Source organism: Paraburkholderia acidicola (assembly GCF_002362315.1).
GTDB classification, from domain to species: domain Bacteria; phylum Pseudomonadota; class Gammaproteobacteria; order Burkholderiales; family Burkholderiaceae; genus Paraburkholderia; species Paraburkholderia acidicola.
This window is the reverse complement of the sequence record NZ_MTZV01000006.1, coordinates 768,854-785,369: the sequence shown is the minus strand read 5'-3', so window position 1 is coordinate 785,369 and position 16,516 is coordinate 768,854. Positions and strand designations below refer to the sequence as shown.

Sequence of the window (16,516 nt, the reverse complement as noted above, 5' to 3'; positions counted from 1 at the left end):
CGTCGCGATACTGACAGCCGCGCCATGTTCACGTCATTATGGCGCCCGGCCCGTCCCCTAGCATCCCGGGTATTTCGTTATCCGCCTGTCCGGATCTGTGCCGCGGCGGCCACCTTTTTTCCATGACTCCGGGTTGCCCCCATGTGGATCGTCAATCTGGCGCTCAAGCGGCCCTATACCTTCATCGTTCTCGCGATCGGTATCCTGCTTGCCACGCCCTTCGTGTTGCTGACGATGCCGACCGACATCTTTCCGTCGATCGATATCCCGGTGATCAGCGTCATCTGGAATTACACCGGTCTGTCCGCGCGCGACGTCGCGGATCGCATCACGTCGGTCAACGAGCGCGGTATCACGACGACCGTCAATAACATCCAGCACATCGAATCGGAGTCGCTGTCGGGGATCGCGATCATCAAGCTGTTCCTGCAACCGGGCGCGAGCCTGCAGACCGCGATCGCACAGACTGTCGCATCGGAGCAGGCGCAGTTGCGGCAGATGCCGCCTGGTGCGACACCGCCGCTCGTCATTACTTACTCAGCGTCGAGCATTCCGGTCATTCAGCTGGGTCTGTCGAGCCCGACGATGAGTGAGCAGGCCGTCGCTGACATCGCGCTGAATTTTCTGCGCCCACAGCTGATCACGATTCCGGGTGCCCAGGTGCCGTTTCCCTACGGCGGCAAGACGCGCGTGATTTCCGTCGATCTCGATTCGCGTGCGCTGATCGCCCGCGGTCTTGCGCCGGCCGATATCGTCAACGCGGTCAACGCACAGAACCTGATCCTGCCAACCGGCACGGCGAAGCTCGGACAGACCGAATACACGATCGGCATGAACGGTTCGCCGGACACCATCGCTGCACTCAACGATATTCCGGTGCGCACGTCCGGTGGATCGACGGTGTATCTGCGCGAAGTCGCGCATGTGCGCGACGGCTACACGCCGCAGACCAACGTCGTGCGCCAGGACGGTCACCGCGGCGTGCTGCTGTCGATCCTGAAGAGCGGCGACGCGTCGACGCTGCAGATCGTCGATACGCTGAAAGCGCTGCTGCCGCATGCACGCGACACGTTACCGCCGGACCTGAAGATCGCGCCGCTCTTCGACCAGTCGGTGTTCGTGCGCGCGGCGATCAGCGGTGTGATTCGCGAAGCGGGAATTGCCGCGGCGCTCACGGCCGCGATGATCCTGCTGTTTCTCGGCAACTGGCGCAGCACGGTGATCATCGCTGTATCGATTCCGCTGTCGATCCTCTCGTCGCTGCTGATGCTGCACGCGCTCGGCGAGACGCTGAACATCATGACGCTCGGCGGGCTCGCGCTCGCGGTCGGGATTCTCGTCGACGATGCAACGGTGACGATCGAGAACATCGAGCGGCATCTGCATCTCGGCTCCGGCCTCGAACTGGCGATTCTCAACGGCGCCGGCGAGATCGCAACCCCCGCGCTCGTTTCGACGCTGTGTATCTGTATCGTCTTCGTACCGATGTTCTTTCTGACGGGCGTTGCGCGCTATCTGTTCGTGCCGCTCGCGGAAGCGGTCGTGTTCGCGATGATCGCGTCGTACATCCTGTCGCGCACACTGGTGCCGACCCTCGCGCTGCTGATGATGAACCATCGCGCCGCACCTGCGCACGCGGCGACAGCGAAGCCGGGGCCGTTCATGCGGATTCACCGGTCATTCGACGGCGCCTTCGAGCGGGTCCGCGCGAACTACATCGTGTTGCTCAGCATGCTGCTGTCGCGGCGGCGTTTCTATGCGCTTGCTTTCGTCGGTTTCTGCGTTGTATCGACGGGACTCGTGCTCGTGCTTGGCCGCGATTTCTTCCCGACTGTCGATGCCGGCGACATCCGTCTGCACATGCGCGCGCCGAGCGGCTACCGGATCGAGGAAACGGCGCGGCTCGCCGACCAGGTCGAACACGTCGTGCGCGAAGTCGTGCCCGCCAGCGAACTCGAAACGATCCTCGACAATCTCGGCCTGCCGTATAGCGGGATCAACCTGTCGTATAGCAACGCGGGCACGATCGGTACGCTCGATGGCGAAATCCAGGTGGCGCTGAAACCCGACCACAAGCCGACCGAAACGTATATGCGCCAGTTGCGCGCACTGTTGCCGCAGCGCTTCCCGGGCGTCGAGTTCTTCTTTCAACCCGCCGATATCGTGACGCAGATCCTGAACTTCGGGCAACCCGCCGCCATCGACGTGCAGGTGACGGGCAGCAATCTCACCTCCGACATGACGGTGGCAAGCCGCCTGATGAAAGACGTGCGCCAGGTGCCCGGCACCGTCGATGTCCACGTCGAGCAGCGCAACGACAGTCCCACGCTGACCATGCAGATGGACCGCACACGGTTGCAGCAGGTGAGCCTCGTCGCGAGTAACGTCGCGCAGAATTTGCTGGTGTCGTTGTCAGGCAGTTCGCAGACGGCGCCCGCGTTCTGGCTGAACCGGCAGAACGGCGTCGAGTATCCGCTGACTGTGCAGACGCCGCAGTATCAGATCGAATCGCTCGATGACGTGCTGCGTATTCCGGTGGCGCAGCCCACGGCGGGGGCTGGCCCCGGGGTTGCCCCCATTCCCAACGTGCCCGCCGGCGCTCCCGGCAACAACCTGCAACTACTCGGCAATCTCGCATCGGTGCAGCCCGGCGTGCAGCCGGTCGTCGTCACGCACTACAACATCCGGCCTGCGGTGGATCTGTATGTGAGCGTCGATGGTAGCGACCTCGGGTCGGTTGCATCGCATATCGATACGCTCGTGACGAAAGCGCGCGCGTCGCTGCCGCGCGGCACTGATATCGTCGTGCGCGGCCAGGTCGAGACGATGCGTTCGTCGTATGTCGGGCTCGGCGTGGGTGTCGCGATGGCAATCGTGCTCGTCTACCTGCTGATGGTGATCAACTTCCAGTCGTGGGTCGATCCGCTGATCATCATCAGCGCGTTGCCCGCGGCGATTGCCGGCATCGCGTGGATGCTGTTCCTGACTAGTACACACCTGAGTGTGCCCGCGCTGACCGGCGCGATCATGACCGTTGGCGTCGCGACAGCCAACAGCATTCTCGTGGTGTCGTTCGCACGGCAGCGGCTGCACGACGGCGCGATGCCGCTCGTCGCGGCGCTCGAAGCTGGAGCGACGCGGATTCGTCCGGTGCTGATGACCGCGGCCGCGATGATCATCGGTATGGTGCCGATGGCGCTCGGTCTCGGCGAGGGCGCCGAGCAGAACGCGCCGCTCGGCCGTGCGGTGATTGGCGGGCTGCTGTTCGCGACGGTCTCTACGCTGCTGTTCGTGCCGCTCGTGTTCGCGGGGGTGCATAGCCGCCTCGCGCGACGCCAGGCCGCGCGTGCAGCAGGCACCGATTCTCTTTCCTGAAGCGACACCGACCGACATGAACGACAAACATCACGAATCCCTTGCGATTCACGCGGACGATCCGGACCGCGGCATGGACCTGCCGTCACGCGCGACGGTGCGTCGACGCGCGCGCTATGCGGCCTACGGCGTTGCGCTGATACTCGCGGCCGGATCGATCCGCACGATCCTCGCGAACGTCAGCAACGACCATGCGCTATCGTCGTCCGTCGAACAGAACGCTCGGCAGTACGTGAACATCGTGACGCCGACACCCGCCGATGCGGCCACCGCCGCCGAGGCCAACGTGACGCTGCCGGGCACACTGCGCGGCTATTCGGAGTCGCCGGTGTATGCGCGCGCAACCGGTTATGTGCGGCGCTGGTATGTCGATATCGGCACGCATGTGCAGCAGGGCCAGTTGCTCGCAGAACTCGATACGCCCGAGGTGGATCAGGAGCAATCGCAGGCCAGCGCGCAACGGCAACAGGCTGAGTCGACGCTGGCGCTCGCCAAGGTATCGCTGGCTCGCGCGTTGCAATTGCGGCAACGCGACGCGGTGTCGCAACAGGAACTCGACGATCGCCAGGGTGCGTACAACCAGGACGTCGCCAACATGTCGGCTGCCGAAGCGAACCTGCGACGCCTGAACCAGCTCGAATCGTTCAAGCGCATCGTTGCGCCGTTTAGCGGCGTGATCACCCAGCGCAACATCGACACAGGCGACCTGATCGATGCGGGCAGCGGCACGTCGGCTCGCGCGCTGTTCGCGGTTGCGCAGTCCGATCCGCTGCGCGTGTTCGTGCAGGTTCCGCAGTCGTATTCGAATACCGTTGCGGCCGGGCAGCACGTTGCGATCCGTCAGACCGAATTGCCGGACAAGGTGTTCGACGGCGTGATTTCGGATGTCTCCGGCGCAATCGATGTCGGCACGCGTTCGCTGCAGGTCGAGGTGCGGCTGCCGAATCCCGACGGCGTGCTGATACCGGGCGCGTATGTGCAGGTGAGCTTTCCCGGCGCGGTACAGGGCAAGCTGATCCTGCCGGGCAACACGCTGCTGTTTCGCGCGCAAGGGCCGCAGGTTGCGGTGGTCGGCGCGGATAACCGGGTGAAGCTGCGCTCGGTGGTGATTGCGCGCGACTTCGGATTGACGCTGGAAATCGCGAACGGTGTCGGACCCACCGATCGCGTTGTCCTTAACCCGGCTGATTCGATTGCGGATGGGGATCCGGTGACGATCGCGCCGGCCGCGGGTGCGGGGGCGGCGGGTAATCATGGCAAAAGCGATGGCAAAAGCGATGGCAACAGCGGGCAGGGTGGCAAGCCCGCAGCAGGAGCGGCGGCATGAGGGTATTGCGCATCGGGCAGAGCCACCGGACTCGCTGGACGCGCTGGACGTACCGCGCGCGCTGGCCCGCTGGCGCGCTGGCCATGCTGTGGCTCGCGGCCTGCACAGTCGGACCCGACTACGTGCGCCCGAACGTCGATGCGCCGCAGGCGTGGCGCACGACGCCCGACCCAGGCTGGCGCGTGGCCGAGCCCGGTCACGCGCCGCTTCAGCCCGACTGGTGGCGCACGTTCGGCATCGCGCGGCTCGACGATCTCGAACAGCAGGCGCTCGACAGTAACCAGACGCTGCGCGCCGCGAGTGCGCATTACGAGCAGGCTCAGGCGACGCTTGCCTCGGTTGCCTCGACGCAGGCGCCGCAGGTCGATCTGAACGGCGGTCTCGCGCGCCAGAAAATTTCCGCCGACCGGCCACAGACGAGCTACGGAACGCCGAACTCATCGACCGTACAGAACGATGTATCGACGGGCATCGGCGCGAGCTACGACATCGATCTGTTCGGCCGGATTCGCCGCGAAGTTGAGGCGTCGACGGCATCGGCGGAACAGGCCAGCGACGATCTCGCCAACGCGCGCCTCGTCGTCACCACCGATCTCGCCACCGCGTATTTCGCGCTGCGCGAGCTCGATGCGGAAATCGACGTGCTCGATCGTTCGACGGTACTGCAGCAGAAGGCGCTTGCGTTCGTCACTGCGCAGCACGACAGCGGGGCGGTGTCGGGGCTCGACGTGTTGCAGCAGCAATCGGAACTCGACGCGACCCGGACGCAGCGGCAACTGCTGGTGAACCAGCGCGCGCAGTTCGACACGGCGATCGCCGCGCTGATCGGCGTGCCGGCGCCGCAATTTACGATTGCCCCAGCCGTCGAACTGCCGCCGATCCCGGTGCTGCCCACCGGCATGCCGAGCGACCTGCTGCAACGCCGCCCCGACATCGCTTCCGCCGAACGCGCGATGGCGGCGGCCAACGCGAGCATCGGCGTCGCACGTGCGGCATACTTCCCCGATCTGACGCTGTCGCCGCAGCTCGGCTGGGAAAGTACCCGTTTCGCGAGCCTGTTCGGCGCGCCGGCGCTGGCGTGGTCGATTGGGGCATCGGCGGGCGAGGTGCTGTTCGATGGGGGCAAGCGCGCGGCCGGCGTGGCGTTCGCGCGCGCCGGCTATGTCGCGGCTGAGGCAAACTACCGGCAAACAGTGCTCGACGCGTTACAGCAGGTGCAGCGCGCGGTGACCGGTCTGGCGGTGCTCGACGACGCGCATGCCCGTGCGCACGAGGGCGTCGTCGATGCGCAGCACCTGCTGAGCCTCGCCAACGACCGCTATGCAGGCGGCCTGACCGCCTTCATCAACGTGCTCGACGCCGAACAGCAGCTATTGACCGCACAGCGTACCGAGGTGCAGATTGCAGGGGATCAGGCTGCCCTTGTCGTGCAGCTGGCAAAGGCGCTCGGCGGCGGCTGGCGGCCTGATGCGGCGCGGCAGAGTGGCGGTGTGGGGCAAACTGCGCAAGCAACGCCCGCAGCACCTGTAACACCCGCAGCAGCTAGCCCGGACAATCCGAGGATGTGATGAAAGTACTGCTGATCGAAGACGAACCGAAGGTCGTCGAATACCTGCGCAACGGCCTCTCCGAACAAGGCTGGGTGGTCGACGTCGCCACCGACGGCGAGGACGGCGCATTCATGGCGATGGAATACGACTTCGATGTGGTGATTCTCGACGTGATGCTACCGAAGCTCGACGGCTTCAGCGTATTGAAGCGAATCCGCGCGCAGAAGCAGACGCCGGTCATCATGCTGACCGCGCGCGACCGCGTCGACGATCGCGTGCAGGGGCTGCGCAGCGGTGCCGACGATTACCTGATCAAGCCATTCTCGTTTCTCGAACTCGTCGAGCGGCTGCATGCGCTGACGCGCCGCGCACGCACCCAGGAATCGACGCTGATCTGCGTGGGCGACCTGCGGGTCGATCTGATCAGCCGGCGCGCAAGCCGCGACGGCACACGGCTTGAACTGACCGCGAAGGAATTCCAGTTGCTCAGCGTACTGGCGCGCCGGCACGGCGAAATCCTGTCGAAAACGCAGATCACCGAACTGGTGTGGGACGTCAACTTCGAAAGTGACACGAACATCGTCGAGACGGCGATCAAGCGGCTGCGCGCGAAGCTCGACGGACCGTTTACGAACCGCCTGCTGCATACCATTCGCGGGATGGGCTACGTGCTCGAAGAGCGCGAGGGAGTCTGATCATGATGAACCTGTCGATCTCGCGCCGGCTCTCGATCATGTTCGCGATGGTCTCGCTGCTGGTGTTCACGCTCGTCGGCGTGGGGCTCTTCGTGGTGATGGAGCGTCAGTTGAGCGGCGATGTCCGCGCGACGCTCGACGCACGCGCCGAGATCGCCCGCTCGGTGATTGCGCGCGTGAGCACCCCGGAAAAATGGCATTTCGTCACCGAGCATCTGAGCGATCTGTCGCCGGCGGGGCGGCCGCTGTTCTTCATCCAGAGTCCCGATGCGCGGTTTCGTTTCGGCACGCCGTTTACCGCTGAAAAGCAGCTCTCCAGCGACGGCCGCTATCGCGTGATCCGTGTCGCCGGTCTGAACGCCGACATGGTGACGACGGAGTTCACAGTACCGGCTGCGGGCGTGCGTCCGGCCGTCGACGTCGTGGTGGCCGGCGACTGTACCGCGAGCGAACGCACGCTGCACCACCTCGCGGTCACCCTGGCCGCGCTGATCGCGCTGGCGTGTGCGACCGTGCTGCTGCTGAGCAGTGTCGTGACGCGCTTCGGCTTGCGCCCGCTCGCGCGGCTCTCGGACGAAGCGGGGCAGGTGAGCGCGGGCAACCGCGGGCAGCGGTTGCGCACCGATGAATTGCCCGGCGAACTGCACGATCTCGCGACATCGTTCAACGGTGCGCTCGAGCGGCTCGATGGCGCGTATGGTCGACTCGAGTCGTTCAACGCGGACGTCGCGCACGAACTGCGCACACCGGTGAGCATCCTGATCGGCCAGACCGAAGTCGCGCTGACCCGCGACCGCTCGATTGGCCAGTTGCAGCAGACGTTGCAATCGAACCTCGAAGAACTCGAACGGCTGCGCGTGATCGTCAACGACATGCTGTTCCTGTCGCGCCGCGATCGCGGCGAACGCGCGATCAACCTCACCGACGTATGGATGGCCGACGAGATCACCCGCATGCTCGACTTCATGGACATCGCCTTCGACGAGGCGAAGTTGCGGGTCGAACTGAGCGGCAATGCGCGTGCGTCGGTGGATCCATCGCTGGTGGGCCGGGCGCTCACCAACCTGCTGACCAATGCGATCCAGCATTCGGAGCCGGGCGGCACCGTATCGGTCACCGCTGAGCAGCGCGGCGACCTGGTGTTCGTGGCGGTATCGAATGCGGGCACACCGATCGCGCCGGAACTGCGGATGAACATCTTCGAGCGCTTCTACCGGCTCGACGAGTCGCGCTCGAATAGCGGCGAGAACCATGGGCTCGGCCTGGCCATTGTCAAGGCGGTGGCCGAGATGCATGGTGGCAGCGTCTTCGTGAGCTGCGAGGATGGCGTCAATACGTTTGGTTTTTCGGTGGCCGCTGCAAGTGCCCATACCGCGCCTGATGAGCGGCCGGTCAGTGACGCGCGGCGGCCCCTGCGGGTGCCGGAAGCGGCGCTGCTGTTTCCCGCTTCGCGCCGGCGTAATCGCGCGTAGGCCGGACGGGGCTTCGCCCCGTTTCGTCTTTGTTCCGCCCGGGGCCGGCCCGGTTCACCCGGGCGCGCCTCCCCGCAACGAGTGGCCCACACGCGCGGCCATCCCACCCTCCCGCCTGACCGCCAGATGACCAAACGGTCATTTTCCAGCCAGTGTTCCGACAGCACCTCCCGCCTAGACTGTGCCCATACCGAGGTACCCGTCGCGCTTGTCTTCGCTGCGACGGTTCACTGGGACTGGCCCCCGCCGGTCCGATGCACGAGCCACTGGAGTCGTTTCATGGATCATCTGGAATCGATGCGGATTTTCGTTCGCGTTGCGGATCTCGGCAGCTTTGTGCGCGCGGCGCAGGCCCTCGATGTGTCCGGCGCCGTCGTGACCCGCCACGTGGCCGGTCTCGAAGGGCGGCTCGGCGCGCGCCTGCTGAACCGCACGACGCGCAGCCTGTCGTTGACCGAAGCCGGGCAGCTTTATCTGGAGCGCGCCCGCCAGGTGCTCGGCGAACTTGAAGACGTCGAACAGATGGTGCTGTCGCGCAATCATCAGCCGATCGGTACGCTGCGCATCGTAGCTCCTGTCGAATTCGGCATGCACAACCTCGGCTCGGTGCTGCAGACCTACACCGAGCGCTACCCGAAAGTGACACCCGATGTGACGCTGGTCGACCGGCCCGTCGATCTGGTCGAAGAGGGCTTCGACGTCGGCGTGCTGGTGTCGTCGCAGGTGCGGGCCGGCAGCATCGTGGCGCGTCGTTTCACGACGACCTATCTGATCGCATGCGCGGCGCCGGCCTATCTCGCGAAGCACGGCGTGCCGCGGCAGCCCGAGCAACTGAACGACCATGCATGGCTCGGCCAGTCGTCCGATTCCTGGGCGGCTGCACAGACCTTCATGAATAGCGACGGCAACGTGCGCGTGAGTCCGTCCGGTGCGGTCGTCGCCAACAACACGGAAATGCTGCGCCGCTGCGCGCTGCTGGGCATGGGCATCGCGATCCTGCCGGCCTATCTGGTCGACGAGGATCTTGCCAGTGGTCGTCTGGTGCGGCTGCTCGACGACTACACCCTGCCGCATATCGAGTACAGCGTCGCGTATCCGAGCCGCCGCCATCTGCCGGCGAAGGTGCGGACGTTCGTCGATCACGTCATCGCGCGTTTCGGTGCTATGCAGGCAGATGTCCCGCGCGTGGTCGACGACGCGCTGGACGACGCACACGAAGACGCGCTCGTATAGGCGGGTTCGACCTATCGTTCCCGTTGCACAGACCGGAGATGCAGCGGACGCAAGGCCGCTTTATGGCGCGCCGCCGCTGTCCGGCGGGGCGTCGTCGCCTTTTTCCAGCTCGGCGATGACCGTATCGATCAGGCCGGTCCGTTTCCATTGCAGCCAGCGGGCGTAGCAGGTCTGCGACGGCGGAAAGGTGGACGGCAGGTGATGCCACTTCTCGTGATTCAACAGAACCCACAGCACGCCGTTGAGCACATCGCGCGACTGTCTGCGCGGCCGGCCGACGTTCGTTGGCCCTGCCGCCGGTTCCTCGAATAGATGACAGACACGCAGCCACGCGTCGTCTGTCAGGGGGACAGTTGTCATACAGCAAACTTCGTTAACTAGTAGGTACATTGAATTATGCCAAAACCATGCATGGTTGAATATTCAATGTAGGTGGCTTTTCCCGACTGGTTAGAAGAATTTTGCTGTTTGTTGGCAATTTGTCTGAATAAAGTAAAAAGGTCAGACAATTTTCCATCTTCCTACAAGCTGTTTTACAGATCTGTCGTTGTTCCTGCGCGTGTCAGCAGGGATTCAGCGCAGCCCAAGGGTCCTCGCGGCCGTGCTCGTGCTCCGCCGTGTCGTGTCGAGTCCGTCGAGGACGGCCGACAGATCGCCGGTGGGCAGCGAGAAGTAATAGCCCTGGACCAGCACGTTGGGCCACTGTTCCAGCCAGTGCGCCTGATCGGCGGTTTCCACGCCTTCCACGACGACGCGGATCTCGAGTTCTTCGAGCAACGCCAGGATGCCGGCGATCACCGCGCTCGCCCGCTGACGCGTCGGCACGAAAGCCAGCAGTTCGCGCGCGAGCTTCACCGTGTCGACGTCCATTGCGCTGAGGAGCGCAAGCGACGAGTAACCGGTGCCGAAGTCGTCCATCGAGATGTGGATGCCGGCCTCGCGTAATGGCCGGGTCAGCGTTCTCGTCGCGAGGATCTTCGCGGTGTCTTCCGTTTCCACCAGTTCGATTTCGAGCAGCTCGGGCGCGACGCCGTGCATGCGCGCGATCGCTTCGACTTCGGCGGCGAAGTTTTCCTGTGCGGCAACCGAGGGCGGCACGTTGAGCGCGAGCGGATGCGCCATTTGTCCCGCGCGCAGACAGGCAGCGAGTTGCGCGCAGGCGCGATCGATCACGAAGTGAGTGACGTCGACGGCGACCTCGAGGTCGTCGTGAAGCGCGGGGACAAAGGTGTCCGGCAACAGCAGACCATAGTCGGGATGGTTCCAGCGGATCAGCGCTTCGATCCGCTCGAGTTCGCGTGTGCGCGAGCGATAGATGCCCTGAAACACGAGATGAAATTCGCCCGCGCTCAAGCCCTGCTGAATGCGCTGACCGAGACGGTTGCGCACCGGCGTGTCGACTTCGACTACCTGTTGTATGTGTTCGATTTGCACCCGAGGTCCCCGTCTTTTGCCGTGTCGATTTGCATGCGCGCTTTTTTTCATGGTCACTCGTTCAGATCGCGCGAGGTCGCATTACCCCTACGGGAATCAGCATGTTTCATGCCATAGGTGCGGGTGAGGGTGAGCGGGTTGCGCTCGTGGCGTGCAGGCGTGTGGCTACGGTTTTGCGCGTTGCGGCCCGGTGTGGATGACGTGCGTTTGCATCGGTTGCGCGCGGGTTGTTCCAGTCCTGTTCCGGCTTTGTTCCGACCTGTTACGGCAGGGCGTTACGTAACGGGCGCGTTTTTTCTGACGAGCTTTGCGAGATCCTGCGACGCGAATCGGCGCAACAATATCAACCTAAAACGCATAGATCATGCGTACCCTGGGAATGCGTGCACGTTTCTGACAGAAGATTGGCGAGCGATTGGCATGGATGCTGCTTGGTCGACGGCGCAGCGCATGACCTGACATCAATAAGACAGGATTCGCATATGGCTATCTGTTTGAATCGACCGTTCTGGCCCGGGGTGAGCCAGCGGCTCTTCTCTCCCCCACCTTGTAAAGCGCAGGTACTGAAGATCGCTTGATCCATATGGCGCTGCTGCGTCTGTGTGTTACCGCGTGCCCGATCTGTTTCTCGGTAAACTACGCACGCAATTTCCGTTGCAATGACCCCCGTGTAATTCATCGTGACCTTCAATGACTGCTCATTGCCCTGGCATTCCCGACGCGACGCCCGTTCGCGAAAAGCATTGACCTGTACTACCTCATGAGCAACTTCATCGTGTTCGCTGCGTTGATCGGCGGCGCGATGAGCGGTACTACTGCTCGATTGATCGCCGGCTAGCGCCGGTACATTGACTGTTTGCATCGCGGGCATCACTCGCGATGCCGCAGCGTTGAATCCCGATAAGCTCCCATAAGCACCGTGATTGAAATCCCTATGTCGGACGCGAACTGGATACGCGTCAAACCTCTTTTCGACACTCCTGAACCCGCGTCAGCGCGCGGTCGTCCGCGTCGCGACGCCCGTCAGATCCTCGATGCGATTCTCTGGGTACACCAGAGCGGTGAGAAATGGCACCGGTTGCCGGCACATTTCCCACCGCAGCAGACCTGCTACGCGAAGTACATTGTGTGGCGGCGCGCGGGCATCCTGCATCGCGTCGCCTCGATTCTCGAGATCAAGCCGTTCGATAGCTGATGCCCGTGCCTGATACGCGCTGGAGCGTGCTGGGGCGTTGCTGGAGCGTATCAGGCACTTCGGTCTGAACCGCTCTAGGCAGTCCCCTGCACAGCCGCGATATCCGACAGGCTGCCGCGAAACTCATAACTGCCGATGTGACCAACTTCAAACCACGGCGCACCGTACACAGCCCCGCCCATGTCCCGCCACCGCTTACAAAAGAACAGATCTTCCGACAGCATTTCGCCACGCTCGTTTTTGCCGATATCGAAGAACGTATGGATGGTTTCGTTACCACCGGCTCGATCCGGCGACGTCATGACTTCGTCGGGGTGGGCATCGGCCATCGCCAGGAAGACATGGCGCTTGATCAGCATGATTCCTGTGCCGATTCCCTCGACCTCGACGGGCTTCTCGACACTGAATCCCTGTCCGGGTTGTTTAAGCTGATACGTCCCGTACGAACCTGCCACTTTGGCCAGTTCACCCGGCGCCATGTCCGGCCAGGTACGCGCCGCTGACGCAACGTTCAGCCAGTTGATTTCCTTACGCGGACACATCGCAGCGATCACATCCAGATCGGCGTCGAGCAGCGCAAGCACGTCGTCGCTGCGGAAGACCATATCGGCATCGATAAACAGCAGATGAGTGCATTGGGTTCGTTTGAGGAACCAGTTGCTCAGCAGATTGCGGGCGATGGTGATGACGCTCGAACTCTTCGTCCATGCATACTCGAAGCCTATACCGCGTTGATACAGCGCAGCCTGCAACTGCAGCAACGAGTGGGTATAGGAGCCGTAACACTGGTCGTTGTAGACCGGCGATGCAACCAGGATGCTGGTGGGTCGCTGCGTATCGTCGTGCTGGATCATTTTTTGACAGAAGGGCTGGTTGGACCGGGCGCGGCCATGCAGGAATTTTCCCCAGACGTTGGCGACAACGTTGCCGTCGAGTTTACGACATAGCCGGGCGGACATCTAAACACGACCTTGCCAGGATTCGGGCCGTCCTTGATGCCATATCTCGGGTTAGCGGCCGCGAGTTGCACGGCGAAGACATAGGAAGGAGGCGCCTCGGTACCCAGCGGCAGACGCAGTCTGTTAGTGAAAATTGCGGCTGACCGTGGCCAGTCCGCCAAGCAGATGCGACAGATCGACGAGCCGTTTTGCGATCAGGTGCCGCACTTCGCCCTCGCATTGCCATGTGCCATAGACAGCCAGCAGCGACGCATTCAAGGTTTCCTTGCGCTGCCTTTCGAGCAGCTTGGGCCAGATGATCACGTTGACGTTGCCGGTTTCGTCTTCGATCGTCATGAAGATCACGCCCTTGGCCGTGCCCGGTCGCTGTCGCCCCGTCACGATGCCGCAGGCGCGCGCCACCTGGCCGTTGCGATAGGTGCGCAGCGTCTCGGCCGGCATCAGTCGTTGCGCGTGCAGGGTTGGCCGCAGCAGTTCAAGCGGATGGCGCTCGAGCGTGAGCCCTACCGAGCGGTAATCGCCGACAACCGTTTCTGCCTCCGTCGGCGTACCCAGTTGCGGCGTCTCGTCCTCGGTACGCGCCGCGGCCAGCATGTCGCGATCCGGCACAGCAACGGCCGATTGCCACAGTGCTTCGCGCCGGTTGCCGGCCAGCGAGGCGAGCGCGTTCGCATCGGCCAGCACGTGCAGGTCGTGGCGATCGAGCTGCGCGCGCCGGGCGAGATCGATCACGCTCGTGAACGGCCGTACCGCACGCGCATTCTCGATACGCTCGGCTGCGCCGTCGCGCATCCCGCGCACCAGCGACAGTCCGAGCCGCACCGCCGGCCTCAAGCCCGAACCGTGCGCTTCAAGCGAGGCATCCCAGCCGCTGATCGTCACATCGGCCGGCAACACCTTGACGCCATGTCGCTGCGCATCCTGCACGAGTTGCGACGGCGAGTAGAACCCCATCGGCATGCTGTTCAGCAGCGCGGCGAGGAACGCTTCGGGCTCGTGGCATTTGAGCCAGCTACTCGTGTAGACGAGCAGCGCGAAACTTGCCGCATGACTCTCGGGAAAACCGTATTCGCCGAAGCCCTTGATCTGCTCGAAGATCGCATCGGCGAACGTACGTTCGTAGCCGCGCGCGAGCATGCCAGTGACGATGCGGTCGTAATACTTCTGCAGGTTGCCCTTGCGTTTCCAGGCGGCCATCGCGCGACGTAGTTCGTCGGCTTCGCCAGGTGTGAAGCCGGCTGCGATGATCGCGACCTGCATCACCTGCTCCTGGAAGATCGGTACGCCGAGCGTGCGTTCCAACGCGGCCTTCAGGTCGTCTTTCGGGTAGGACTCGGGTTCCAGCTTCTGGCGCCGCCGCAGATACGGATGCACCGCGCCGCCCTGGATCGGCCCAGGCCGCACGATCGCCACTTCGATCACGAGGTCGTAGTACGTTTCGGGCTTCAATCGCGGCAGCATCGACATCTGCGCGCGCGATTCGATCTGGAACACGCCCATCGTATCGGCGCGGCAGATCATTTCGAAAGTCGGTTTGTCGCCGTCAGGGATGTCGCGCATCTGGATGCGTTCGCCGCGCTGCTCCGAGACGAAATCGAGTGCGCGCCGGATCACCGACAGCATGCCGAGCGCCAGCACGTCGACTTTCAGCAAGCCCAGCGCTTCGAGATCGTCCTTGTCCCACTGGATCACACTGCGCTCGGGCATCGCGGCATTCTCGACCGGTACGAGCCGTGTGAGCTTGCCGCGGCTGATCACGAAGCCGCCCGAATGCTGCGACAGATGGCGCGGAAACCCCACCAGCTGCGCGGCAAGCGAGGCCCACGACTGAATGATCGGCGCGTCCGGATCGAGCCCGGACTCTTCGAAGCGCTTCAGCAACTCGGTGCCGCTATCGAACCAGTGATGCGTCTTCGCGACCGCATCGACGATCTGCGGATCGACGCCAAGCGCCTTGCCAGTTTCGCGCAGCGCGCCGCGCGGGCGATAGGTCGACACGGCCGCCGCGATGGCCGCGCGATCGCGGCCGTACTTGTTGTAGATGTACTGGATGACTTCTTCGCGCCGCTGGTGTTCGAAGTCGACGTCGATGTCGGGCGGCTCGCCGCGCTCCCTGCTGATGAAGCGCTCGAACAGCATGCTGCTGCGGTTCGGGTCGACCTCGGTGATGCCAAGACAGAAGCAGACCAGCGAGTTCGCCGCGGAGCCGCGCCCCTGGCACAGGATGTTCTGGCTGCGCGCATACAGGACGATGTCGTAGACCGTGATGAAGAACGGCTCGTACTCAAGACTGGTGATCAGATCGAGTTCGTATTCGAGTTTCTCCTGCACGTCGTAGGGGATGCCCGACGGGAAACGTGCATGTGCGCCGACATAGGTTTCCTGGCGCAGCCACGAGGCCGGTGTGAAGCCGTCGGGGATCAGTTCATCCGGATATTCGTAGCGCACCTCGGTGAGCGAGAACGTGCAGCGCGCCATGATCGCCAGCGTCTGTTCGAGTGCGGCCTCGGGGTACAGCAGCGCGAGGCGCAGACGCGCGCGCAGATGCTGTTCGGCATTCGGTGCGAGATCGTAGCCGCATTCGTGCACCGGGCGTCCCACGCGAATCGCCGTCAAGGTGTCCTGCAACGGTTTGCGCGAACGCACGTGCATCACGACATGACCGAGTGCGACGACCGGCACGCCATGCCGTTGCGAAACATATTCGAGCGCGCCGCGATGGATGTCGTCCATGGCGCGCTGATGCAGGATCAGCCCGCACCACGCGCGACCAGGAAACGTCTCGTCGAGCCATTCGATTTGCACATCCAGCCGGTCTTCCTGGGCGGGAAATTCCGGCACGAGGATGGCGAGGCAATCGGGCATGCCGCGCAGGTGGCCGTACTGCGGATCAGGGCGCGACAGGTCTTGCGGTGTCAGCCGGTATTGGCCCTTCGGCGCACGGGTGCGCGCGAGCGTGATCAGCTCAGACAGGTTGCCGTAGCCCTCGCGGTTCTGCGCCAGCAGGATCAGTCCGAATGCTGGCGAACCGTCGGCATGGACGAGCCGGAAATACGAACCGATGACGAGCGGGAACTCCGCGGTCTTCGCGGCGACGTGCGCGCGCACGGCACCGGCCAGCGAGCATTCGTCGGTGATGGCGAGTCCCGCATAACCGAGTTGCACGGCACGAGTAACGAGTTCCTCGGCATGCGATGCACCATGGAGGAACGAGAAATTCGACAGGCAGAACAGCTCGGCATAGGCCGGCAGGGTACGGGCAGTTGGGCTCATCGC

At 63.7% G+C, this 16,516-nt stretch carries 10 protein-coding genes and 1 pseudogene; 7 read left to right on the top strand and 4 right to left on the bottom strand.

The window, feature by feature from the left end; translation table 11 throughout:
• Positions 1-141 precede the first annotated feature (141 nt).
• The 6 genes and pseudogenes from BWP39_RS22325 to BWP39_RS22300 all read left to right on the top strand — a co-directional run.
• Positions 142-3,375 carry an efflux RND transporter permease subunit gene (locus BWP39_RS22325; RefSeq protein WP_096724165.1) on the top strand — a complete coding sequence of 1,078 codons (3,234 nt, stop codon included), beginning with the start codon at positions 142-144 and terminating at the stop codon, positions 3,373-3,375.
• A 16-nt stretch (positions 3,376-3,391) separates the two neighbouring features.
• Complete coding sequence (locus BWP39_RS22320) at positions 3,392-4,702, top strand: efflux RND transporter periplasmic adaptor subunit (protein WP_096724163.1); 1,311 nt, start codon at positions 3,392-3,394, stop codon at positions 4,700-4,702.
• Positions 4,703-4,785: 83 nt separating this feature from the next.
• Complete coding sequence (locus BWP39_RS22315) at positions 4,786-6,270, top strand: efflux transporter outer membrane subunit (protein WP_235851496.1); 1,485 nt, start codon at positions 4,786-4,788, stop codon at positions 6,268-6,270.
• Positions 6,270-6,947, top strand: coding sequence for a heavy metal response regulator transcription factor (locus BWP39_RS22310; RefSeq protein WP_096724159.1), 678 nt, complete (start codon positions 6,270-6,272; stop codon positions 6,945-6,947). Before BWP39_RS22315 ends, BWP39_RS22310 begins: the two co-directional genes overlap by 1 nt.
• Before the next feature lie 5 nt (positions 6,948-6,952).
• Positions 6,953-8,419 (top strand): heavy metal sensor histidine kinase, encoded by a 1,467-nt coding sequence (locus BWP39_RS22305; RefSeq protein ID WP_096726095.1) that lies wholly within the window; start codon positions 6,953-6,955, stop codon positions 8,417-8,419.
• A gap of 279 nt (positions 8,420-8,698) precedes the next feature.
• Positions 8,699-9,577 (top strand): annotated as a pseudogene (locus BWP39_RS22300) (LysR family transcriptional regulator); the annotation flags it as partial.
• A gap of 135 nt (positions 9,578-9,712) precedes the next feature.
• On the opposite strand, the gene BWP39_RS22295 reads toward BWP39_RS22300, so the two are convergent.
• Both BWP39_RS22295 and BWP39_RS22290 read right to left on the bottom strand, forming a co-directional pair.
• The gene (locus BWP39_RS22295; protein ID WP_207557040.1) at positions 9,713-10,012 is read right to left on the bottom strand and encodes a transposase; all 300 of its coding nucleotides are present in this window, start codon (positions 10,010-10,012) and stop codon (positions 9,713-9,715) included.
• A gap of 213 nt (positions 10,013-10,225) precedes the next feature.
• Entirely contained in the window at positions 10,226-11,086 is an 861-nt protein-coding gene (locus tag BWP39_RS22290; RefSeq protein ID WP_157915166.1) for an EAL domain-containing protein, read from the bottom strand.
• 934 nt (positions 11,087-12,020) lie between these two features.
• Here BWP39_RS22290 and BWP39_RS22285 point away from each other — a divergent pair.
• Positions 12,021-12,281 carry a transposase gene (locus tag BWP39_RS22285; protein ID WP_207557039.1) on the top strand — a complete coding sequence of 87 codons (261 nt, stop codon included), beginning with the start codon at positions 12,021-12,023 and terminating at the stop codon, positions 12,279-12,281.
• Between the two features lie 74 nt (positions 12,282-12,355).
• On the opposite strand, the gene BWP39_RS22280 is transcribed toward BWP39_RS22285, so the two are convergent.
• Both BWP39_RS22280 and BWP39_RS22275 read right to left on the bottom strand, forming a co-directional pair.
• A complete protein-coding gene (locus tag BWP39_RS22280; protein WP_133116911.1) occupies positions 12,356-13,240 on the bottom strand; it encodes a hypothetical protein in 885 nt (294 codons plus the stop codon).
• Positions 13,241-13,363: 123 nt separating this feature from the next.
• Positions 13,364-16,513, bottom strand: coding sequence for an error-prone DNA polymerase (locus tag BWP39_RS22275; RefSeq protein ID WP_096724149.1), 3,150 nt, complete (start codon positions 16,511-16,513; stop codon positions 13,364-13,366).
• Positions 16,514-16,516: the final 3 nt, after the last annotated feature.

Coding starts and splice junctions, on each gene's coding strand:
- BWP39_RS22325 (WP_096724165.1), top strand. CDS start 142: ATGTGGATCGTCAATCTGGCGCTCAAGCGGCCCTATACCTTCATCGTT.
- BWP39_RS22320 (WP_096724163.1), top strand. CDS start 3,392: ATGAACGACAAACATCACGAATCCCTTGCGATTCACGCGGACGATCCG.
- BWP39_RS22315 (WP_235851496.1), top strand. CDS start 4,786: ATGCTGTGGCTCGCGGCCTGCACAGTCGGACCCGACTACGTGCGCCCG.
- BWP39_RS22310 (WP_096724159.1), top strand. CDS start 6,270: ATGAAAGTACTGCTGATCGAAGACGAACCGAAGGTCGTCGAATACCTG.
- BWP39_RS22305 (WP_096726095.1), top strand. CDS start 6,953: ATGAACCTGTCGATCTCGCGCCGGCTCTCGATCATGTTCGCGATGGTC.
- BWP39_RS22295 (WP_207557040.1), bottom strand. CDS start 10,012: ATGACAACTGTCCCCCTGACAGACGACGCGTGGCTGCGTGTCTGTCAT.
- BWP39_RS22285 (WP_207557039.1), top strand. CDS start 12,021: ATGTCGGACGCGAACTGGATACGCGTCAAACCTCTTTTCGACACTCCT.
- BWP39_RS22280 (WP_133116911.1), bottom strand. CDS start 13,240: ATGTCCGCCCGGCTATGTCGTAAACTCGACGGCAACGTTGTCGCCAAC.
- BWP39_RS22275 (WP_096724149.1), bottom strand. CDS start 16,513: ATGAGCCCAACTGCCCGTACCCTGCCGGCCTATGCCGAGCTGTTCTGC.